The sequence below is a fragment of the Kribbella sp. NPDC023972 genome, assembly GCF_040639075.1.
Taxonomy (GTDB): Bacteria; Actinomycetota; Actinomycetes; order Propionibacteriales; family Kribbellaceae; genus Kribbella.
On record NZ_JBEZZH010000001.1, the window covers coordinates 1605283 to 1626838 of the forward strand.

Here is a 21556-nt window from a genome sequence, read left to right on the forward strand (position 1 = left end):
GACACGCCGGAGTTATCCACATCTTTACTCTGCGGAATTGCCTTTTCGCGTGATGCGCGCCACTCTGGACCGATGTTTGTTCGACCGCCCGTCGTGACGCCATGAACCTGGCGCACCACATCGCGGTGATGCTGAGCACCACCGCCGCACCGAATCCGCAACCGGAGAACGCCACGGCCGCAGGGCAGGCCGCCGGTCAGGCTGCGGACACCAACAGCACCATGGCAGACATCGTGGCGTCCCTCGGGACGACCGGGACGATGCTGGTGCTGGCCATGGCGGCGTTTGCCATCTACGTCGTCTCGCTGTCGCTGCACCCGAACGCCAAGTGCCACCGTTGCAAAGGCGCCGGACGGCACCGCGGCGCGCTGTTCAGCTACGCCCAGCGCCCCTGCTCCAGCTGCAAGGGTCGCGGCGTCCACCCCCGGATCGGACGCAGGATCCTCTTCAAACAACCGTAGGCGGACATGACGTAAACACCCTTAGGTGCCGAAGGCAACAATTCGGAACCGTCGCCGGGTTCCGGCCCTCCGCCCGCCGGACCCGGATCACACCTCAGGCCCAGAGCTGGCCCTCGAGGCGGTCCTCCGCCTCGTCGATGGTGCCTTCGTAGGCGCCGGTGGACAGGTACTTCCAGCCGCCGTCGGCGACCACGAAGGCGATGTCCGCGGACTCGCCGTCACGGACGCACTTGGCCGCCTGGCCGAGCGCCGCGTGCAGGATCGCGCCGGTGGAGATGCCGGCGAAGATGCCCTCGTTGTCGAGCAGCTCGCGGACCCGCCGGACGGCGTCGCGCGGTCCGACCGAGAACCGGGCGTCGATCAGGGTCTCGTCGTACAGCTCGGGCACGAAGCCCTCGTCGAGGTTGCGCAGCCCGTAGACGAGCTCGCCGTACCGGGGCTCGGCCGCGACGATGCGCACCTCGGGCTTGTGCTCGCGGAAGAACCGGCCGGCGCCCATCAGCGTGCCGGTGGTTCCGAGGCCGGCCACGAAGTGGGTCACCGACGGGAGGTCGGCGAGGATCTCGCGCGCGGTGCCGTCGTAGTGCGCGGCCGCGTTCGACGGGTTGCCGTACTGGTAGAGCATCACCCAGTCCGGGTGCTCCTCGGCGACCTGCTTGGCCACCCGGACCGCCTCGTTCGAGCCGCCGGCGGCCGGGGAGGAGATGATCTCGACCCCCCACATCCGCAGGATCTGCCGGCGCTCCTCGGAGGTGTTCTCCGGCATCACGCAGACCATCCGGTAGCCGCGCAGCTTGGCCGCCATCGCCAGCGAGATACCGGTGTTGCCCGAGGTCGGCTCCAGGATCGTGTTGCCGGGCCGGAGCCGGCCGTCCTTCTCGGCGTCGAGCAGCATCCGCAACGCGGCCCGGTCCTTGATCGAGCCGGTCGGGTTGCGGTCCTCGAGCTTCGCCCACAGCCGTACGTCGGCCGACGGCGACAGCCGGGGCAGGCCGACCAGCGGCGTGCCCCCGACCGAGTCGAGCAGGCTGTCGAAACGCATGGTCAGCCGCCGGCCACCGCGGGCAGTACGACGACCACGTCACCGTCCTTGACACCGGTCTGCAGGCCGCCGGTGAAGCGGACGTCCTCGTCGTTCACGTACACGTTGACGAACCGGCGCAGCTCCTCCGGCTCACCCTCGATGATGCGCTCCTTCAGGCCCGGGTGGGTGCCGTTCACGTTGTCGATGAACTCGGCCAGGGTCGCGCCGTCGCCGTTCACGGCCTTCTCACCGCCGGTGTAGGTGCGCAGGATCGTCGGGACGCGCAACTCGATCGCCATCTCTATCTGTCTCCTTCGCCTTCTTCAAACGACACTGCTTCATAAGAACCAACCACGCGCACTTCTTCTTCCACGACCTCGCCGTCGATGATCCGGTACGAGCGGAACTCGACCGGGCCGTCGTACGACGGGGAATCCGCACCGTCCCGGGTCGACACCAGCACGTAGTGGGCGCCGGGCTCCTGGGCCAGCTTGATGTCGGTGCGCGACGGGTACGCCTCGGTCGCGGTGTGCGAGTGGTAGATCACCACCGGCTCCTCGTCCCGCTCGTCCATCTCCTTGTAGAGCCGGAACAGGTCCTGGGAGTCGAACTCGTAGAACGTCGGCGACATCGCCGCGTTGAGCATCGGGATGAACCGCTCGGCCCGGTCCGACCCGGCCGGCCCCGCGACCACCCCGCACGCCTCGTCCGGGTGGTCCCGGCGGGCATGCGCGACGATCGCGTCGTAGGTCGCACGCTCGATGATCAGCACGAGACCACGGTACGGGGGCGGCCGGTGCGGGCCTGCCAACCCGGCAGTCGGTCCATTATGCGGACAGGGCGCTACCAGCGATCGTGGATCTGTGGCCGGATCAACTCGTCGTACGTCGCCTGGACGGCGGCCAGCTGCTCCTCGGTGAGCGGTGGGAGCGTGGCCGCGGCGAGGTTGCCGGCGACCTGGGCGGGGTTGCGGGCGCCGGGGATGACGACGGTCACACCCGGCTGGTCGAGGATCCAGCGCAGGGCGAACTGGGCCATCGTGGCGCCGGCCGGGAGCCAGGGCATCAGGCGGCGGACGGCTTCCAGGCCGGTGGCGAAGTCGACGCCGGAGAAGGTCTCACCGACGTCGAAGGCCTCACCGTGGCGGTTGTAGGTCCGGTGGTCATCGGCTCCGAAGACCGTGTTCTCGTCGTACTTGCCGGACAGCAGCCCACTGGCCAGCGGGACCCGGGCGATGATGCCCACACCCGCCGCGCGCGCCGCCGGCAGCACCTCGTCGAGCGGCTTCAGCCGGAAGGCGTTCAGGATGATCTGGATCGACGCGACATTCGGCCGAGCGATCGCGGTCAGCGCCTCGGCGCAGGTCTCGACACTCACGCCGTACGACGCGATGCGGCCCTCCGAGACCATCGTGTCGAGCGCGTCGAAGACCGCGTCGGTCGAGTACACCGGCGTCGGCGGACAGTGCAGCTGGACGAGGTCGATCGTGTCGACGCCGAGGTTCTGCCGGGACCGGTCGTTCCAGGCGCGAAAGTTCTCCAGCGTGTAGTTCGCGGGGACCTGCTCGACCCGGCGGCCCATCTTGGTCGCCACGGTCAGGCCGCCAGACCCGTTGCGCACCGTCGACGTGAGCACCTGGCCGACCAGCCGCTCGCTGCGGCCGTCGCCGTACACGTCCGCGGTGTCGATGAAGGTGACCCCACCCTCGACCGCGGTCCGCAGTACGGCCAGCGCCTCTCGCTCGTCAACCGATCCCCAGTCGGCCCCCAGCTGCCAGGCACCAAGCCCAACCACACCCACATCCCGCCCGGTCCGCCCCAGCCTCCGCATCTCCATACCCGCCACCCTAAACAGTCCTCCCGCTCCACCGCTTTCCGGATGGTTACTGCCACCTGCTGGCAGCCATCTTCCGGAAACCAGCCGAACCCGCTCAGCGCATGTTGTGGAGAAGCGCGGACTGGAGGTAGCCCAACCACACCCCCACCGCCCGCGCGAAGCGCGGAACTTTTCAGCGCATGTTGTGGAGGAGGGCGGACTGGAGGTAGCCCAGCCAGTCGTAGAGGTCGTAGGTCAGGCGGCGGGGGTCGTCATCCGGGAGCTTCTCCCAGGTGGCGTAGTCGTCCTCTTCCTTGATGTCCAGGCGGGTGCCGATGGCCAGGCGGAGGTCGTTGATGGCGCGCAGCCAGGACAGCTGCTCGTCGGGTTCGAGGGCGATCTCGTCCGCACCCGACTCCTCGAGCGCCGACAGCACCCGTTTGGCGTCGCTGACCTTGCCCTCGCGCAGGCCGCGCTCGGTGAAGCGGCGGAACTCCGCGGAGGCCATGTCGTCCCCCTTGTACGCGTCCGGCAGCAGCCGCTGCAGTACGACGTCCTCCGGCGGCGACGTCGGCCCGTCACTGTCCAGCAAGGCGGCGAGCGGGTCCTCGGAGGCGGTGGCGCGCGGCGGCATCCCGTCGTACAGGAGCTCGACCAGGTTGCGGAGCAGGTTCGCCAGGATGTCGGCCTCGTGCTCGGCGAACCTCACCACCACGGTCTTGCGGCGCTTGCGGAACCGCGTCACGACTTCTCGCAGGTGGCCCACAGGCCGTAGGAGTGCATCGCCTCGACGTCGCGTTCCATCGCCTCACGGTTGCCGTTCGACACCGCCGACTTCCCCTCCTGGTGGACCTGCAGCATCAGCTTCTCCGCCTTCTCCTTGGAGTAGCCGAAATAGGTCTGGAAGACGAAGGTCACGTAGTCCATCAGGTTGACCGGATCGTTCCAGACGATCGTCACCCACGGTGGGCTCAGCTCGATCGCCTCGTCGACCTCGGGGCTCTCGAGTTCGCTTGGTGCGGTGCTCACCTGACCATTCTCTCCATCATCGGTTCGTCGTTCGCAATAGGCTGCCCTTGTGACTGACGCAGGGACGGATTCGACCGCTCTTCTCACGGACCACTACGAGCTGACCATGCTGCAGGCCAGTCTGGCCGACGGCACGGCGCATCGCCGATCGGTCTTCGAGCTGTTCGCCCGCCGGCTGCCGGACGGCCGCCGGTACGGCGTGGTGGCCGGCGTGAACAGGCTGCTCGACGCGCTCGACCGGTTCCGTTTCGACGAGCAGGCGATCGCGTTCCTGGCCGATCGGGGTGTCGTGGACCAGGCTACCCGCGACTGGCTGGCGGACTACCGGTTCAGCGGTGACATCTCCGGCTACGCCGACGGGGAGATCTTCTTCCCCGGCTCGCCGGTGCTCGTGGTGGAGTCCAGTTTCGCCGAGGCGGTGCTGCTGGAAACCGTTTTCCTGTCCATTCTGAACCACGACTCCGCGGTCGCCTCGGCCGCCTCCCGGATGACCTGGTGGGCCGGCGGCCGGCCGTGTATCGAGATGGGGTCCCGCCGGACCCACGAGGAGGCCGCGGTGGCCGCCGCGCTGGCGGCGTACATCGGCGGCTTCACCGCCACCTCGAACCTGGCCGCCGCCCGCCGCTTCGGCATCCCCAGCACCGGTACGGCGGCGCACTCGTTCACCCTGTTGCACGACCGGGAGCGGGACGCGTTCACCTCCCAGGTCGATGCCCTCGGCAAGGGAACGACACTGCTGGTGGACACCTACGACGTGGCTGAGGCGGTCCGGACCGCGATCGACATCACCGGGCCGGAGCTGGGCGCGGTCCGGCTCGATTCCGGCGACCTGCCGTCGCTGGCCGGGCAGGTCCGCGAGCAGCTGGACTCCCTCGGCGCGACCAAGACCCGGATCATCGTGACCAGCGACCTGGACGAGTTCCAGATCGCCGCGCTCGCCCCGGCGCCGGTCGACGGGTACGGCGTGGGCACGTCGCTGGTGACGGGGAGCGGCTACCCGACCTGTGGGTTCGTCTACAAGCTGGTCGCCCGTGAGGACGCGGACGGGACGCTGGTCCCGGTGGCGAAGAAGAGCGCCGACAAGATCTCGATCGGCGGCCGCAAGTGGGCGTTGCGCCGGCGTTCGGCCACCGGTGTCGCCGAGCTCGAGCTGATCGGCGTCGGCGAGCCGCCGGTCGACGACGGTGACGACCGCGAGCTGCTGAAGCCGCTGGTCGAGGGCGGCAAGATCGTCGGCCGCACCACCCCGGACGAAGCGCAGGCGCACCACCTCAAGGTCCGCGACGAGCTCCCCCGGTATGCCAGCCAGCTGAGCCGCGGCGAGCCCGCCATTCCGACCGAGTACATCGGCGACTTCGACGCCCGGAACCCGTTCCTGCCCCGGAGCCACGCGTGAGCACCGAGCACACCGAGAGCCGGGCCGCCCCAGCCGAGTGGCCGGCCGACGCACCGGCCAGCGAAGCGGATGTGCTGATCGCGATGCGGTTCGCGGACCGGGCGGCCCGGAAGGCGGTCAGCGAGGCGCTCGCCGGCACCGGGCTGCACACCGGGCAGGAGCTGGTGCTGGCCAAACTTCTTCACCTCGGCTCGCTCCCGGTCGCACGGCTTGCGAAGGTGCTGGACGTGGAGGTGCCGACCGCGACCAAGACCACCCAGCGGATGGAGGCCGCGGGCCTGGTCCGCCGGGTGAAGAACTCCACCGACGCGCGGCAGGTCAGCATCGAGCTCACCGACCGCGGCGTGGAGCTCGCCCACACGGTGCAGGAGGTCTACGCCCAGGCCGGCCGCCGCGCGCTGGCCAAGCTCACGCCCGAGGACCGCCGCATCCTGCGCAACCTGCTCTGGACCATCACCACCACCATCGAGCCGATCTCACACGAGTAGCTGGTCACACCCGCGGCGGCGTCAGGGGCAGGTACGTCTCCAGGTACGGGTTGCGGAACTTGCCGGTCGGGTCCTGCTTCGCGGCCAGGTCGATGAAGTCGGCAACCTTCGGGTAGCACGCCCGCAGGTACGCGGCGTCGGCCGCGAACACCTTCCCCCAGTGCGGCCGGGCACCCAACGGGTTCAGCGCGTCCTCGACTGCTGAAACGACGGGGAGTACGGCGGCCTCGTCCTGGATCCAGGTGAAGTGCAGGGCCACCGTGTCGCGGCCCTGGCTCGGACTCAGCCACAGCTCGTCGGCGGCGATCGTCCGTACCTCGGAAACCTGGATCACCGGCGCCAACCGATTGCCCAGAGATCGCAAGGCCTCGAACGCCTCGGCCGCCTTAGACCGTGCGACGAAGTACTCCGACTGCAGCTCGTCACCGTTGCTCGGGGTGAACTCCAGCCGGAAGTGCGGCAGCCGCTCGTTCCACGGCCCTGGTACACCGCCCTGCTGGGTCGCGTAGTCGGCCGGCATCGACTTGATCGGGTGCCGAGGCCCATCCGCGACGTGAGCACCGAGCCACTCGCTCTCGATCGGCGCACCGGCCCGCATCTTGCGCCACACCATCACGTCCGGGTCGACCCAGTCGGTGAACGCGCTGACGCTGTACGCACTGCCCATCACCTCGGCGAAGTCGCTGCCGAGCCGGTCGACCGGCAGACCGTCGTACACGACCTGGCTGATGTCGTACGACGGTTGCACGTCGAGCGTCAGGCTCACCATCACGCCGAGCGCGCCGAGCGAGATCACCGAGGCGGCGAACTCGGCGTCGTCGCGGGTGAGGGTGACCAGCTCGCCGGCCGCGTTGACGAAGGTGATCGCCCTGACGGCATCCGCGAGCGGGCCGTTGGTGTCACCGGAGCCATGCGTACCGGTCGCGCACGCGCCGGCCACCGAGATGTGCGGCAGCGAGCCGAGATTGTGCAACGCGAGCCCCCGCGACTGCAGCGCGGCGGTGATCTCGCCGTACCGGAGCCCGGCCGAGACCGTCACGCAGGAGTCGCCGACCTCGACCACCTGCGGCAGGTCCGCGACGCTGACCAGGGTGCCGGTGCTGTCGGCGATCTTGTTGAACGAGTGCCCGGTGCCGAGGACGCGGACCTTCTCGGCGCCGGCCACGAGCTCCTGCAGCTCGGGCACCGACCGCGGTCGCTGGAGTGGACCCGCGAAGCTGATGTTCCCGGCCCAGTTGGTGAGCTGCGTCATCGTTGCGCCCTTCTTCCGCACGGCATTCCCGGCCCGACTCTCGCACATCAGCCGGGGCCGGAGCCGAAGGGTCTTATCCCTTGGCCAGCGGCGAAAGGTTTCGGGCGGCGGGGAGCAGTTTGCCGCTGTCTCGCATCAGGCCTCCTCCGCGACGAGCCGGACGACGCGCACACCGCCGGCGTCGAGCTTCAGCGAGTCACCCGCCTCTCCGGTGAGCAGATCGGTCCCGCCGGCCAGCAGATCCACCGGCCGGGTGCCGTGATTGACGGCGATCAGATAGTCGGCGTCGGCCCCGTGCCGCCGGATGAGCTCGACCTCGGGCGGCCCGTCGGCCAGCACGATCCCGGCGTCGTCATAGGCCTGTCGCAGTACGACGGCCAACTCGTCCACACCGAGTCGCGTCGCGACGTAGTACGCCGAGCCGTCGCCGAGCACGTTGCGCGTGATGGCCGGCTTCCCCGCACCCGGCCCGTCCTCGAAGGCGGAGATCACCCCGGCGCCTTCCAGCGCGACGTCGTCCGACCACACGTCACCGGTCAGCCCGGCCGTCAGCCGGACCGTCTCACCGGCCCGCAGCGGCAGGAACTCCTCGACGGTCAGGCCGAGCACGTCCCGCAGCGGCGCCACGTAGCCACCCGGGTGGACGGCGTCGTTCGCGTCCACGATCGCGGAGAAGTACGACACCACGAGCGTCCCGCCGCTCTCGACGTACCGTCGAAGGTTGTCAGCGGCAACTTCCGTGAGCAGGTACGACGCCGGTGCGACGACCAGCCGGTACGCCGACAGGTCGGCCTCGGGATGGGCGAAGTCGACGGTGAGACCGTCGCGCCACAGCCGGTCGTAGAAGGTGTCGACCCGTTCGCGGTGGGACAGGTCCTCACTTGGCCGCCACTCCAGATCCTGCGCCCAGAACGACTCCCAGTCCCACAGAACGGCGACATCCGCGCGCACCACCGAGCCGAGAACCTCGCCGAGCCGGCCGAGGCCTTCGCCCAGCGCGCAAACCTCCGACCAGACCCGGCTGCTGGTGCCCGCGTGCGGCAGCATCGCCGAGTGGAACTTCTCCGCACCGGACCGGGACGCCTTCCACTGGAAGAACATCACCGCGTCGGCGCCGCGACCCAGATGAGTCAGAGCGTTGCGGGCGAGCTCGCCGGACCGTTTGGCCAGGTTGCGCGGCTGCCAGTTCACGCCCGAGGTCGAGTGCTCCATCAGGATCCACGGCCGGCCACGAGCGATCGACCGGGTCAGGTCGGCCGACATCGCCAGGCCGACATGGCTGCGTGGGTCGGCCGCGACGAGATAGTGGTCGTTGGCCACGATGTCGACCTCATCGGCCCACTTCCACAGATCCACCGACGGGCAGGTGCCGGCCATGAAGTTCGTGGTGATCGGTACGTCGGGACACTCCGCCCGGATCGCGTCCCGCTCGGCGATGAAGCACCGCAGCAGCGCGTCGGAGGTGAACCGGGCGAAGTCGAGCCGCTGGGCCGGGTTCACCACACTGGCCGAGACCGCCGGCGCGGACACGTGGTCCCACTCGCCGTAACGCTGACCCCAGAACGCCGTACCCCAGGCCTGGTTGAGCGCGTCGAGCGAGCCGTAGCGGTCCCGCAGCCAGCGGCGGAACGCGCGGATGCTCTCCTCGGCGTAACACTCCGACACAGGAGCGCCGTACTCGTTGTGGACATGCCAGACGGCCAGGGCCGGATGCTTGCCGTAGCGACGAGCGAGTGCTCGCGCGATCGACGTACTGGCTTCCCGGTACGCCGCTGAGCTCGGGCTGGCCATGCCGCGCGAGCCGAAGCCCAGGACCGTGCCGTCGCGAGTGACCACCCGGGCCTCAGGGTGCTGGTGGAAGAACCAGGCCGGCGGCGAGGCGGTCGGCGTACCGAGGCTGATCCGGATGCCGGCATCGTGCAGCAGGGCGAACAGCCGGTCCATCCAGCCGAAGTCGTACTCGCCCGGGCGCGGCTCGATCAGCGCCCAGGAGAAGACGCCGATGCTGACCAGGTTGACGCCCGCCTGCCGCATCAGCTCGATGTCGCCGGGCCAGGTCTCCTCCGCCCACTGCTCGGGGTTGTAGTCACCGCCGTAGCTGATCGCCGACACGTCCGGAAGCCAAGCGGCCATCGACAACTCCTCACAGTCTGTGCACGCACACAGCCGGTCGGCTCGGTGCCACAGCAAGGAAACAGGAAGAAACGAGCTGTTGACAAGAACTGAAGCTGAGAAGCACTGTGAACGTGCACAGCCCAACCAGCGACCAGGCTGCTGGCTCTGTTCCTCACCTTGCAGCGGTACTGGAAAGTCGATCTCGCCGCGGGTGCGGTGAAGAGTTGACACTAGACTCGGGAGCTGTGGAGCAGAACGGCGGCCGCAGACGACCCACGATCAAGGACGTGGCCGCCGTCGCCGGCGTCTCCCGCGGCACCGTCTCCCGGGTGCTGAACGGCGGCCACTGGGTCTCGCCCGAGGCGCTCACCGCGGTCCAGGCCGCGATCAAGTCCACCGGGTACGCCGCCAACCGGCACGCCCGGAGCCTGGTCACCGGCCGGGCCAACTCGGTCGCCTTCCTGCTGACCGAGCCGCAGCAACTCCTGTTCGAGGACCCGAACTTCTCGGTGCTGCTGCGCGGCGCCGCGGACGCGCTCGCCAAGCGCGACATGCCGCTGCTGCTGATGGTCGCGGGTACGGCGGCGGAACGGCGCCGGGTCACCGACTACGTCACCGCCGGGCACGTGGACGGCGTACTGCTGATCTCGTCGCACGCGGGGAACCCGGTGGTCGGCACGTTGCTGCGCGACGGCGTCCCGACGGTCGCCTGCGGGACACCGCTCGGCTACGAGGGGAAGGTCGGGTACGTCGCGGCCGACGACGTGACCGGCGCGCGGGAGATGGTCCGGCACCTGCGCGACACCGGCCGGCAGCGGATCGCCACCATCACCGGACCGCTGGACACACCCGGCGGGGTGCAGCGGCTGCAGGGGTACCGCGACGAGCTCGGCGGCTCCTACGACGAGTCACTCGTTGCCCATGGCGACTATTCGCGCCTCGGCGGCCAACGGGCGATGGCGGAGCTGCTCGAGCGCAGGCCGGACCTCGACGCGGTCTTCGTGGCCTCCGACCTGATGGCCGCCGGCGCCCTCATCACCCTCGCCGCCCAAGGCCGGCGAGTCCCCGGCGATGTCGCGGTCGGCGGCTTCGACGACTCCTACCTGGCCGCCACGCTGACCCCGGCCCTCACCACCATGCGCCAGCCCTTCGAGCGCATCAGCTCCGAGATGGTCCGCCTCCTCACAGACGTCATCAACGGCGAACAACCCGCCGCCATCACCCTCCCCACCACCCTCATCCACCGCGACTCCACCTGAGTTCGCTCTAACGCAGCATCAGTACGGCGGCCACGACGCCGGCCAGCACGATCAGCACGCGCAGCACCGTGGGCGGGATCCGGCGGCCGATGTGGGCGCCGACGTAGCCGCCGACCACGGAGCCGGCCGCGAGCAGGCCCGCCGCGGTCAGGTCGAGATCGGCGACGAAGACGAAGATCAGGCCGGCGACGAGGTTCGCGGCCAGCAGCGCGAGGGTCTTGAGCGCGTTGACGACGCGCAGGTCGAGATCGAGCCCGAGGGCGAGCACCGCGATCATCATCACGCCCGCACCGGCACCGAAGTAGCCGCCGTACACACCGGTCAGCGCGGCGAAGAAGGTGGTCGCCGGCGACATCGTCGTCCGTACGCCGTGCGGAGCCTGCTGCCGCGACCGCAGCCACTTCGTGATCCACGGCTGGACGCCGACGGTCAGGCAGGTGAACAGGATCAGCCACGGGGCCACGGCGGCGAAAACCCCCGGCGGCAACGCCAGCAGCAGGGCCGCCCCTCCGATCGCGCCGATGGCACAGGTCAGCACGACGGTGATCGAGTGCGCCCGAGGGACTTCCCGAAGCTCACGGCGGTACCCGAACGACCCGCTGGCCGCGGCCGGCAGCAGACCGACGGTGTTGGACACGTTCGCGACGACGGGCGGGATCCCGAGCGCGATCAGCACCGGGAAACTGAGCAACGACGCCACCCCGACCGTCGACGTCAGGACGCCGGCGCCGAGCCCGGCAGCGATGACAGCCAGATGTTCGGGCCCCGTCACGACTGCTCGCAAAGGAGCATGACGCCCGTGATCCAGGTGGAGCTCTGGTCGGCGACCTGCTCGTAGAGGCTCATCGCGTCAGGCTACGTCCCAGGTGCGCCAGTGGGGACAGGCGCAGGGACAGCGGTGAGAGGAAGAGGCCGATGGTGGTCGCGATCAGGGCTGCGCGAGTGCCGAACTGACCGGCCGCCGCACCACCGAGTAGGGCGCCGACCGGGGTCAGTCCCAGGCCAAGGAAGTTGATCGTGGCGACCACTCGGCCGTGGAGTGGGGCGGGGGTGATGGCTTGGCGGATCGCCATGATGGCGACGTCGACGGTTTGGCTGAAGACGCCGTACAGGAAGTTGATAGTGATCAGGGCGGCGATCGTGCCGACGCCGGAGCCGTGGAGGACCGACGTGCACAGCATGACCAGATCGGAGACGAGGGCGGCGAACACGACGACGCGGCCGTACCCGAACCAACGGGGCATCCAGCCCGACAGCAGCGAGCCGACCAACGCCCCCGGGCCGAAGGCGGCGAGGACCACACCCACGACCGCACCAGGCAAGTCCAGCGAGCGGGAGAGAAACAGCAGATACACCGTCATCAAGCCGGTGAAGAAGAACTGGTAGACACACGTCGCCAGCGCCACCGCCCGGAGTGAACCATCACCGACCACCACCCTCAGCCCTTCCTTGATCCCGCCGGACGGGACTGAGGGAGTCGTGTCAAGGCCGCGGATGCGCCAGATCGACACGCACGAGATCACGAAGCAGACGGCACTCGCCAGGACCGCGAAAGGGGCCGTGAGCAACGACACCAGACCGCCGCCGACCGCAGGTCCGGAGATCTGCGCCGCCGACTTGCTGCTCTCCAGGATGCTGTTGCCCTGCGCGAGCTGATCACGCCGGACCAGCCGCGGGAACGACGCCTGGTACGCGACGTCGAAGCAGACGCTGAACACCCCGCTGACGAAGGCGACGACGTACAGGAACGGCAGGCCGAGCGTCCACGCGATCGGGACCAGTCCGAGCAGGACGGCTCGGCCGAGGTCGGCGTACACCATCATGCTGCGGGCCCGCCACCGATCGACCAGGACGCCGACGAACAAGGAGAACAACAGGATCGGCACCTGCTGTGCGGCCCGCAGCCCACCGAGCTGGGCGGCGCCGGCGCCAAGTGAGACGACGGCGACCAGTGGCAGCGTCACCTGGCTGGCGTGAACGGCGAACAACGACGCGCTCTGGCCGATCCAGAGCTTGCGGAAATCACGATCCGCCCACAGGCTGGGCGCGCGCGACGGCAGCGACACGAGGAGTCCTTCGAGAAAGCCCGAAACGGGCAGGGGAAACCGTGCCGCCTACGCCGACAGCAGCACGCGATGACAGTCAGGTCAGCGCGTGCCCGATTGACCGACCATCACCAACTCCTCGAAGTCTCAGCTCCCCCGCACCCTAACCACCCGGCGCGGCCCCGGCCAAGCTGTTTTGCCGCCGGGGCCGCGTCAACCGCGTCAGCAGCGAGTGCCGCGGGGTGGGACGACGCCATCGGCCAGATACGCGTCGATCTTCGCGCGGGCGCAGGCGTTGACGGTGTAGAGGGTGTGCCCCGGACCGTCGTGGTACACCGAGCCGCTGCCCGGGACTTGGTCGATCACGCGCGAGGCCGAGTCGAACTCACTCCAGTTGCCCGCCATCAGCAACGGCGGCAGCCCTTTCGGGAGTGCGGCAGGTTCGTTCTGCAGCGGCACCGGCCAGCCGACACACGACAGCGTGGCGTAGGCGATCGTGCCGGCCGCGCCCGTGTACGGCGCCGCCGCCTCCATCCGTCGTACCTGCCGCTGGAGCTCACGCTGGTTGGCCGGATGCGGCCAGTCAGCGCACTCGACCACACCGGGCGTCGGTGTGTAGGGATACGGCGGGTTGGGCCGCGCCGGTACGAACCCGGACGCGTCGCCCGCCAACGCCTGCTTGATCGCGCCGGCCAGCTTCGGGTACGACGCCGGCCCGCGCCGCGCCAGCTGGAGACCGAGTGACCGTAGGTCGTTCCCGTCGTACGTCGTCCCGGCCGCCGGCGCGGGAATCGGCGTACGACTCGCCTTCGACACCAGTCGCTGCCACTCCACTTGTGGGTTGTCGATCGAGCAGGACGGCGTCGCCCGGCACCAGTCGAAGAAGCGGATCAGGAAGCTCTGCACGTCCCGAGCGACCTTGGTCAGCTCACGGTCCCAGTTGGCCGCGCTGTGGCTCCAGGTGCCGTCGAGCACGATCGTGCGGACGTGTTGCGGGTAGAGCCGGGCATACGCCTGCGCCAGGAACCCGCCGTACGACGCGCCGTAGAAGTTGACCTTCGCTTCACCGAGCGCCTTCCGGATCGCCTCCAGATCGCGCGCCTGACTGGCCGAGTCCATCGACTCGAACAACTGGGGGTCCTTCGCGCGGCACTTCTCCGCCGTAGCCCGGTTGGCGGCCGCGAGCTGGTCGAACTCGGCCTGGTTGCGCGGCAACCGCGGCAGCCGGGCCCCACTCCACTCGCACTGCAGGTTGGTACTCAGGCCGGGCAGGTTGGGTCCGCCGCGCATGTCCCAGGTGACGATGTCCATCTTCTGCCGCAGGCCCGCGAACGCTTCGGCGCCGCCGTACGAGCGCATCATGTCGATGCTGATGCCCATCGGGCCGCCGAAGTTGACGGTCACCGAGCCCTGCGACTTGGCGGCCGTGGAGGGCAACCGGCCGATCATCAAGGTGAGCTGCCGGCCGCCGGGATCGTCCCAGTCGACCGGGACCTGGAGGGACGCACATTCGATGCCGACCGTGCCGGGACCACCGGGACATTCACCCCAGTCCAGGCTCGGGGCGGCTGACGCGGGCACCGTGGCCGCGTTCAGCGCGAGTGCGCCGCTCGCGACGAGCGAGAGTATTTTCAGCATGCCTGCCACGCTTTCGCGGAACGCCGCGGAGCACATCGGACCGCAGGCCGACAGACCTGGGTCCGAGGTGGAGAGCCGTCCGGTCGGTTAGGTTCGACGCGTGACGGAGTCCGCGCTGACCCGGCGGCAACTGATTGCCGCCGACTGCTTCATTGCCGTCGTGTACGCCGTTCTGCTCGCGTTCACCAGGCCCACCGGTGAGCCGGCCTGGTCGGTCCTGCTGACGGCGGGCCTCGCGGTACCAATCGCCGTACGACGGATCTGGCCGTTGCCCGCGCTGGCAACTGTCCTCGCCCTGTCGGTCGCGGCCACCGCGGTTGACGCACTCCGTGACCCGCTCCTGGCCGCTTCCTACGTGTTGTACGTCGTGGGGCTCACCCGCGCGCCGACGCGCGCACCGGCAACAAATGGCCTGATCCGCGCGGCCGGCCTGGTGGGGCTCGTTCTCCTCGTCTTCGCTGTCATCGGAGGCTCGCCCCGCGGTTCCACCGATGTGACCCTCGTGCTCTCCGGGCTGGCGGGAATGTACGGCGCCTGGCTGCTCGGCCGCGTGGTCAGCGACCGGCGGGTGGCGGCCGTTCAAGCGGCCCGAACACTCGCTGAGCAGGCCGTGTCGGACGAACGGCTGCGGATCGCGCGGGAGCTGCACGACATCGTTGCCCACAGCATGGGTCTGATCGCGGTCAAGGCCGGCGTCGCCAACCACGTCCTACACGTGAAACCGGACGAGGTGTCCGACGCGCTCTCGGTGATCGAGACGATCAGCCGCAACGCACTCGTCGAGCTCCGCCACATGCTCAGCCTCCTGCGGACGACGGACCAACCCCCACCCGCCGGGCTGTCCGCACTCCCCGACCTGGCCGCCCGAGTCGAGTCCACCGGCGTTCAGGTCGAGCTCCTGGTGGAGGTGACCGAGCCGTTGCCGGAGGCGGTGGAGTTGGCGGTCCACCGGATCGTTCAGGAGTGCTTGACCAACGTCACCAGGCACGCTCGGGCAAGTCGTTGCCGGGTGCACCTTTCCGCTGACGCGTACGCCGTACGACTCGAGGTGACCGACGACGGGGTGGGAGGGGTTGCCCCGGAGGGACATGGGCTGATCGGGATCCGGGAAAGGGTGAGCATGTACGACGGGACGTTCCGGGCCGGGCCGCGATCGGCGGGCGGGTTCGAAGTCGCCGTACGGCTGCCGTTCCAGCGGGCTGGAGTCAACGCGTGAGCGACATCCGGGTCCTGGTGGCCGACGACCAGGCCTTGTTGCGCGGCAGTTTCCGGGTGCTCATCGACACGACTCCCGGTCTCGTCACGGTCGGTGAGGCCGCGGACGGTGTGGAGGCGGTCGAGCTGGCCCGCCGCGAGCGGCCGGACGTCGTACTGATGGATGTCCGGATGCCGCGGCTCGACGGGATCGAGGCGACCCGGCAGCTTTGCGCCTCCGCCGAGACGTCCGCGGTGCGGGTGCTGATCCTGACCATGTTCGACCTGGACGATTCCGTGTACGCCGCCCTGCGGGCAGGAGCGAGTGGATTCCTGCTGAAGGATGTTCCGCCGACCGAGTTGCTGCAGGCAATCACAGTCGTCGCGGCCGGCGAGGGCCTGCTCGCGCCGTCCATCACGCGCCGGCTGATCGCGGAGTTCGCCCGCTTGGCCGAGCCGGGACAGTCGCCATTGCACGGCTTGGACGGCGTGACCGAGCGGGAACGCGAGGTGCTGTCATTGATCGCACGCGGCCTGTCCAACAAGGAGATCTGCGAGCACCTGCACGTCGGACACGGGACCGTGAAGACGCACATCGGCCATCTGCTCGCCAAACTCCAGGCCCGCGACCGCGCCCAGCTGGTCATCGCCGCCTACGAGTCAGGCCTGGTCCACCCACGCCGCCACTGAGTCGCGCGGTCGGCCGGATCGGGTCAGCGGGTGGATGCCTTGCGCCGGATTGGTTAGTCGGCTAAGTTTTGTGATTAGCCGACTAACTACATGGAGTGTAGACATGGATCTGGGGTTGAAGGAAGCGGCCGTGCTGGTCACCGGCGGATCATCGGGGATCGGCCGCGAAGTGGCGATCGGGTACGGGCGTGAAGGCGCCCGGGTCGCGATCACGTACGCCTCCCGCAAGGACGCTGCCGAGGCGGTGGCCGAGGAGATCGAGGCGGCCGGCGGTACGGCGTACGTCGTACCGATGGAGCTGAACGAGCCGGAAACGATCGCGGCCGCGGTGGAGGCGACCGTGCAGCGGTGGGGCGGACTGGACGTGGTGGTGGGGAACGCGGTCAACTGGGGCAGCGCCGGGTTCCACGAGCGACCGGCCAGGATCGAGGACGCGAAACCCGAGTGGTGGGTGCCGGTGATGCGCGCCAACCTCGAGGGCAACTTCCGGCTCGCCCAGCAGGTGGCACCGGCCTTGCGGCGGTCGGAGCACGGCCGGCTGGTGCTGATCTCGACCGACCTGGCCGAGCGCGGGATGGCCGGCGCTTGGCCGTACGGCGCCGCGAAGGCCGGCCTGCACGGCCTGGTCGCGAGTCTCCAGCACGATCTCGGCGCGGACGGCGTACTGGTCAACGTCGTGATGCCGGGGATCACGCTGGAGAACGGCGAGCATCGGGTGATCCCGAAACCCGCGGTCGATCAGCTCGCGACCCGGTTCAGCGCCCGCAAACTCCCGGACACCACCGATGTCGCGGACGCGATCCTGTTCCTGACCTCACCGCGGACGACCGCGATCCAGGGTGAGATCCTGCGGGTCACCGGCGGCAGGATGCTCCCCGACTAGCGGATCCTGACGGCGGCGGCCGCACTCTTCCGGACGTTGCGGCCGTCGCTCACCTCGACGTGGTACGCGACCGACTGCCCGCTGGTCAGGCCGGTGTCGCCGAACGTCGTCACGACCGGCTTCGTCCACGGGTACGACGAGCGCTTCCAGGATCCGACCTTCGTCGTGCCGCGGTACAGCGTGTAGGTCAAGGAGATGTTGTCCGCGTCAACCACCGTCGTGAAACTCACCGTCGCCCGGTGGACCCGCGTGCTGGACACCTTCGGCGCAGCCGGGACGGCCGGCGGAGCACCGCCGGGCGCGTTGGTGAATCGCGTCAAGCCCTGCTGGGGTACACCATTCACCCTGGTGAAATCGCCGCCCGCCCAGACGTCGTTGCCGCCGGACGCGAAGGCCAGCGGCCCGACCTGCGTTGTGCCGCCCCAATTGGTGTTCGGGAACCAGGGCCCCAGCTTGCCGGTGATGGCGCTGTACACCAGCAGGTGATGCGGGCCGGCCCCTTCTGGGAAGCCGCCGTCCTTGCTGCAGTCATGCGCGTGCGAGCCCTTGTAGAGCCAGTTGCCGATCGCCTTGATCGCCTCGGTCGCGCCCAGGCAGTGGCTCTGCCACAGCAGCTTGCCGGACGACGCGTCAGCGGCGAGCACACCGTCGTAGCAATCGTCCCCATGGCCGGCGTTGGCAACGAAGACCTTGGTGCCGAGCGTGTCGATGTCCTTGACCCGACTGTCACAGCCGGGCGTCGTCTCCGGGATGGCAGCGGCGGCCGGCATCGGGTAGGCCGCTCCCGTCGTGGTGTTCAGCATCGCCAGCGCGTGGTGCTCCTCACCCTGCAGGGTCTCGAAGCCGCCACCGACGAAGACGCGGCTGCCGTCGTCCGACAGGTCGATCGCGTGCACGTCATCGTCCGCGGCCGGATCCCAAGGCAGCAGGACGCCGGTGTTCAGCGTGACCGCCGCCAGGCGTTCGCGGGTGACGTTGTCGACCCGGCCGAACGCGCCGCCGAGGTAGACCGTGTTGCCGGCGATCGCCAGCGCCGCAACCCGGTAGCTGACCGCCGGATCCCAGCCGGCCACGAGCTTGCCAGTGGCCACGCTGAACATGGCGATGCGCTTGCGGGACAGGCCGTTGACGGTGGTGAAGTCGCCGCCGATCACGACCCACTTGCCGTCCGGACTGGTGGCGATACTCCAGACGGCACCGTTGAGTTTCGGCGCAAACCTGGTCGGCGCACCGGTGCTGCGGTTGAACGCGGCGACGTACGTCCGGGCCGCGTCGCCTTGCCCGAGCGGCTTGCCGGGCTGCCGGATCCGCGTGAACAGGCCACCGGCGTACACGGTGTTGCCGGCGACGGCGAGCGCGTTCACGCTGGCGTTGGTCTGCCAGGCCGGCTGGCTGACGGCGGACACGGCCGACCCGAATCCCGGCGTCGCCGCCTCCACCGGCCGCCCGGATGGGACCAGCGCCGCGGCGACGACGGCCGCGGCGGTGACGACCGCCAGAACTACCTTCTTCATCAGGAATCCCCCGTGTCAATCCGTGACGTTATGCCACCACACGATAACTGTCCGCTCAGCCGGACGCGAATCGCCCTGCCGAAACGACTGGTTCAAGGCATGGCCCGGTGACCCACCGGCGGCGCGCAATTGGGGGTCTGTCGGCGGTGACGCTTGTACCGTTGGCACAGGGACACTTGGAGAAGGAGCGTCGCAATGGCCCGGGCACTGATTGTGGTGGACGTGCAGAACGACTTCTGCGAGGGCGGCAGCCTGGCCGTCAGCGGCGGGGCGGACGTGGCGTTCCGGATCGGTGAGCTGCTGCACAAGTGGTACGAGGCCGATCCGCAGGACAAGCGGTACGAGTACGTCGTGGCCACCCGGGACCACCACATCGACCCCGGCGACCACTTCTCCGCCAACCCCGACTTCGTGAACTCCTGGCCGCGGCACTGCGTCGCCGGTACCGACGGCGTCAGCTTCCACCCGAACATGGACCCCCAGCCGTTCGACGCGATCTTCGACAAGGGCGAGTACGCGGCCGCCTACTCGGGCTTCGAGGGCAAGTCCCACGAGGACGGCCGCGCGCTCGCCGACTGGCTGCGGGACAAGGGCGTCAGCGACGTCGACGTGTGCGGTATCGCCACCGACTACTGCGTCCGCGCGACCGCCCTCGACGCCAAGAAGGCAGGCTTCCGTACGACGGTCCTGACCCGGCTGACCGCGGGTGTCGCCCCGGCGACGACCGAGCAGGCGCTGTCCGAGCTCCGCGCCGCCGGAGTCACCCTCACCTGACCGGGGCTCGGCGGGTTGTCGCGGCCGGCCGGGTACATCAAGGGTTCACGATGATGGGGGCGCCGCCGGAGACCAGGGACCAGTCGCCGGTGTGGAAGGTGCTTGGGTCGACTGTGCCGGTGGCGATGACGTAGTCGATCATCAGTTGCCGGATCTCGACCTGGCGGTTGTAGACGACCGGCGCGGTCTTGATGTGCGGGAAGTTGCCGCCGCCGGACTGGCGATAGTTGTTCACGGCCACGACGAACTGCTGATCCGCCGCCACCGCGACCCCGTCGTACGTGAGGTCGGTGATCCGGGATCCAACCGGTTTGGCGATGTCGATCGTGTACCTGAGCGGCTTCGTCAGCCCGCCGAGGATGTCGTAGTTGTAGTCCGGCGTCCCGTTCGGCGCGGTCGCCGTCGGCGCGTTGGTCACCTGATCCGAGCTGAACGGTCCGGTCCCGCTGACCTGCTTGAAGTACTGCGCGGAGAACTCCAGGTACTCGTGGAGCTGCGCACCCGTCATCGTCACCGCGAGCAGCGTGTTGTCGAAGACGTACAGCCCGGCGACGTCGCGAATCGAGACCTCACCGGCCGGGATCGCGGCCGCCCGGTTGAACGGGGCCGCGATCGCCAGCACGGGCAGCGAGGCCTGCGGCGTACCGGCCAGCGCCTTCGCGACCGCGTCGGCCTGGATGAAGTTGACGAAGTCCAGCGCGGCAGTGTTCTCCCACGGCGCGGTCGCGGCCGACATTGCCTCAATGCAGGTGCCGATCCTGGAGTTCACGTACTCGACCACCGTGTCGTGAGCCTGTTGCAGTACGGCGACCACCTTGGGGTCGGCGTCGACGGTGTTGGCGTTCAGCACCTGCGCATGCCGGCCGACAACCTTCCACTTGCCGCGCTCCTTGCGCAGGTCGAGGTCGATCAGTGAGAGCCGCATCCCCCACTTGAGTGGCTCGGTCAGCACGGCCTGCTCGCCGGTCTGCCTGTTCGTCACCAGTCGCTCCGGGACCTCCTGGTGCGCGTGACCGACCAGAACGGCGTCGATCCCCGGCACGGTTTCGACCATCAGGGCCGAGGCGTTCTCGGGCACCGGCAGGGCGTCGCCGTACGACGAGGACAGCTCCATCCCGGAGTGCACCGCGACGATCACCACGTCCGCACCGGCCCGGCGGACCCGCGGCACCCAGAGCTTCGCCAGCTCGACCACGCCGCCGAACTTGATCTTGTTCTCGACGACCGCCTTGTCCCAGATCGCGATCCCGGGGTTGGTCAGGCCGAGGATGCCGACGGTGATCGGCTTCTCGCCAGGCACCTGCACCCGCTTCAGCACGTACGGCGGGAACACCGGCAGACCCGTCGTCCAGTCCTGGGCGTTCGCGCCGAGCAGCGGGAAGTCCAGCTGCTGCTGGAACTTCCGCAGGATGTCGAGGCCGTAGTTGAACTCATGGTTGCCCAGGGCAGCGGCGTCGTACCCGATCTCGTTCATCGCGGCCGCCATCGGGTGCAGGTGGCCGCCCGTGCTGTGCTCACTGGTGATGGGCTCGATCTTGGCGAAGTAGTACGCCAGCGGGGTGCCCTGGATGGTGTCGCCGGCGTCCAGCAGCAGCGGCCGCGGCGCGCTCCCGTCGGCGGCGATCCGGTCGCGGACCGCGGTGACCAGGGTGGAGACCTTCGCCAGGCCGATGTCGTTGTGCGCGGCGTCGTCGTACTCGGTGTTCTTGAAGTAGTCCCAGTTGAAGACGTTGCCGTGCAGGTCGGTGGTACCCATCACGGTCAGCCGAACCGTCCGCTCACCGCTCATCCATCCGCCTCACGTGTCGACTGCCCGGGTCGCCGGCCTCGACCGCACACGATACGGCGACACGCCCTGACCTGAGGTGGGGTTGGCCCTGCCCACACGAGAAGATGCCCGTCATGACCGTGCTCATGGCGCGCCTCCGGCGCGACGGGTCACGGGGCTTTGACTCCCGCCCTTCCCTCGTCGCTCCAGT

The 21556-nt window shown here is 69.2% G+C and carries 21 protein-coding genes; 8 read left to right on the plus strand and 13 right to left on the minus strand.

Annotated elements, in window-relative coordinates:
* The first annotated feature begins 101 nt into the window (after positions 1–101).
* A complete protein-coding gene (locus tag AB0F43_RS07580) occupies positions 102–461 on the plus strand; it encodes a hypothetical protein (protein ID WP_360472025.1) in 360 nt (119 codons plus the stop codon).
* A 94-nt stretch (positions 462–555) separates the two neighbouring features.
* On the opposite strand, the gene AB0F43_RS07585 is transcribed toward AB0F43_RS07580, so the two are convergent.
* The 6 genes from AB0F43_RS07585 to clpS form a co-directional block, all read right to left on the minus strand.
* A complete protein-coding gene (locus AB0F43_RS07585) occupies positions 556–1503 on the minus strand; it encodes a cysteine synthase (RefSeq protein ID WP_360472028.1) in 948 nt (315 codons plus the stop codon).
* A 2-nt stretch (positions 1504–1505) separates the two neighbouring features.
* A complete protein-coding gene (locus AB0F43_RS07590; protein ID WP_360472030.1) occupies positions 1506–1784 on the minus strand; it encodes a MoaD/ThiS family protein in 279 nt (92 codons plus the stop codon).
* Positions 1785–1786: 2 nt separating this feature from the next.
* Positions 1787–2257 carry a M67 family metallopeptidase gene (locus tag AB0F43_RS07595; RefSeq protein ID WP_360472033.1) on the minus strand — a complete coding sequence of 157 codons (471 nt, stop codon included), beginning with the start codon at positions 2255–2257 and terminating at the stop codon, positions 1787–1789.
* Between the two features lie 71 nt (positions 2258–2328).
* The gene (locus AB0F43_RS07600; protein ID WP_360472036.1) at positions 2329–3321 is read right to left on the minus strand and encodes an aldo/keto reductase; all 993 of its coding nucleotides are present in this window, start codon (positions 3319–3321) and stop codon (positions 2329–2331) included.
* A 172-nt stretch (positions 3322–3493) separates the two neighbouring features.
* On the minus strand, positions 3494–4045 hold the full coding sequence (locus tag AB0F43_RS07605; protein ID WP_360472039.1) for a DUF2017 domain-containing protein: 552 nt from the start codon (positions 4043–4045) through the stop codon (positions 3494–3496).
* Positions 4042–4329 carry an ATP-dependent Clp protease adapter ClpS gene (gene clpS / locus AB0F43_RS07610; RefSeq protein ID WP_360472042.1) on the minus strand — a complete coding sequence of 96 codons (288 nt, stop codon included), beginning with the start codon at positions 4327–4329 and terminating at the stop codon, positions 4042–4044. The genes AB0F43_RS07605 and clpS overlap by 4 nt, the downstream gene beginning before the upstream one ends.
* A 49-nt stretch (positions 4330–4378) precedes the next feature.
* On the opposite strand from clpS, the gene AB0F43_RS07615 reads away from it, so the two are divergent.
* Positions 4379–5725 (plus strand): nicotinate phosphoribosyltransferase, encoded by a 1347-nt coding sequence (locus AB0F43_RS07615; RefSeq protein WP_360472045.1) that lies wholly within the window; start codon positions 4379–4381, stop codon positions 5723–5725.
* The gene (locus AB0F43_RS07620; protein WP_360472047.1) at positions 5722–6213 is read left to right on the plus strand and encodes a MarR family transcriptional regulator; all 492 of its coding nucleotides are present in this window, start codon (positions 5722–5724) and stop codon (positions 6211–6213) included. The genes AB0F43_RS07615 and AB0F43_RS07620 overlap by 4 nt, the downstream gene beginning before the upstream one ends.
* A 4-nt stretch (positions 6214–6217) precedes the next feature.
* Here AB0F43_RS07620 and AB0F43_RS07625 read toward each other — a convergent pair whose 3' ends face one another.
* Positions 6218–7465, minus strand: coding sequence for a D-arabinono-1,4-lactone oxidase (locus tag AB0F43_RS07625; protein WP_360472050.1), 1248 nt, complete (start codon positions 7463–7465; stop codon positions 6218–6220).
* 135 nt (positions 7466–7600) lie between these two features.
* Positions 7601–9598 carry a beta-galactosidase gene (locus tag AB0F43_RS07630; RefSeq protein WP_360472053.1) on the minus strand — a complete coding sequence of 666 codons (1998 nt, stop codon included), beginning with the start codon at positions 9596–9598 and terminating at the stop codon, positions 7601–7603.
* Between the two features lie 227 nt (positions 9599–9825).
* Here AB0F43_RS07630 and AB0F43_RS07635 point away from each other — a divergent pair, with 227 nt between their 5' ends.
* Positions 9826–10839 (plus strand): LacI family DNA-binding transcriptional regulator, encoded by a 1014-nt coding sequence (locus AB0F43_RS07635; protein ID WP_360472056.1) that lies wholly within the window; start codon positions 9826–9828, stop codon positions 10837–10839.
* 7 nt (positions 10840–10846) lie between these two features.
* Here AB0F43_RS07635 and AB0F43_RS07640 read toward each other — a convergent pair whose 3' ends face one another.
* The 3 genes from AB0F43_RS07640 to AB0F43_RS07650 form a co-directional block, all read right to left on the minus strand.
* A complete protein-coding gene (locus AB0F43_RS07640; RefSeq protein WP_360472058.1) occupies positions 10847–11611 on the minus strand; it encodes a sulfite exporter TauE/SafE family protein in 765 nt (254 codons plus the stop codon).
* Between the two features lie 70 nt (positions 11612–11681).
* Positions 11682–12905 carry an MFS transporter gene (locus tag AB0F43_RS07645; protein ID WP_360472061.1) on the minus strand — a complete coding sequence of 408 codons (1224 nt, stop codon included), beginning with the start codon at positions 12903–12905 and terminating at the stop codon, positions 11682–11684.
* 201 nt (positions 12906–13106) lie between these two features.
* Positions 13107–14522 (minus strand): alpha/beta fold hydrolase, encoded by a 1416-nt coding sequence (locus AB0F43_RS07650; protein ID WP_360472064.1) that lies wholly within the window; start codon positions 14520–14522, stop codon positions 13107–13109.
* 100 nt (positions 14523–14622) lie between these two features.
* Between AB0F43_RS07650 and AB0F43_RS07655 the strand changes: the two genes are divergently transcribed.
* The 3 genes from AB0F43_RS07655 (at position 14623) to AB0F43_RS07665 (ending at position 17289) form a co-directional block, all read left to right on the plus strand.
* On the plus strand, positions 14623–15738 hold the full coding sequence (locus tag AB0F43_RS07655; protein WP_360472067.1) for a histidine kinase: 1116 nt from the start codon (positions 14623–14625) through the stop codon (positions 15736–15738).
* Complete coding sequence (locus AB0F43_RS07660) at positions 15735–16406, plus strand: response regulator transcription factor (protein ID WP_360472069.1); 672 nt, start codon at positions 15735–15737, stop codon at positions 16404–16406. Before AB0F43_RS07655 ends, AB0F43_RS07660 begins: the two co-directional genes overlap by 4 nt.
* Before the next feature lie 103 nt (positions 16407–16509).
* Positions 16510–17289, plus strand: coding sequence for an SDR family oxidoreductase (locus AB0F43_RS07665; protein WP_360472071.1), 780 nt, complete (start codon positions 16510–16512; stop codon positions 17287–17289).
* Here AB0F43_RS07665 and AB0F43_RS07670 read toward each other — a convergent pair.
* On the minus strand, positions 17286–18803 hold the full coding sequence (locus AB0F43_RS07670) for a fibronectin type III domain-containing protein (protein WP_360472074.1): 1518 nt from the start codon (positions 18801–18803) through the stop codon (positions 17286–17288). The genes AB0F43_RS07665 and AB0F43_RS07670 overlap by 4 nt on opposite strands.
* A 195-nt stretch (positions 18804–18998) precedes the next feature.
* On the opposite strand from AB0F43_RS07670, the gene AB0F43_RS07675 reads away from it, so the two are divergent.
* On the plus strand, positions 18999–19577 hold the full coding sequence (locus AB0F43_RS07675; RefSeq protein WP_360472077.1) for a nicotinamidase: 579 nt from the start codon (positions 18999–19001) through the stop codon (positions 19575–19577).
* A 37-nt stretch (positions 19578–19614) separates the two neighbouring features.
* On the opposite strand, the gene AB0F43_RS07680 is transcribed toward AB0F43_RS07675, so the two are convergent.
* Positions 19615–21366, minus strand: coding sequence for a 5'-nucleotidase C-terminal domain-containing protein (locus AB0F43_RS07680; protein WP_360472080.1), 1752 nt, complete (start codon positions 21364–21366; stop codon positions 19615–19617).
* Positions 21367–21556 lie beyond the last annotated feature (190 nt).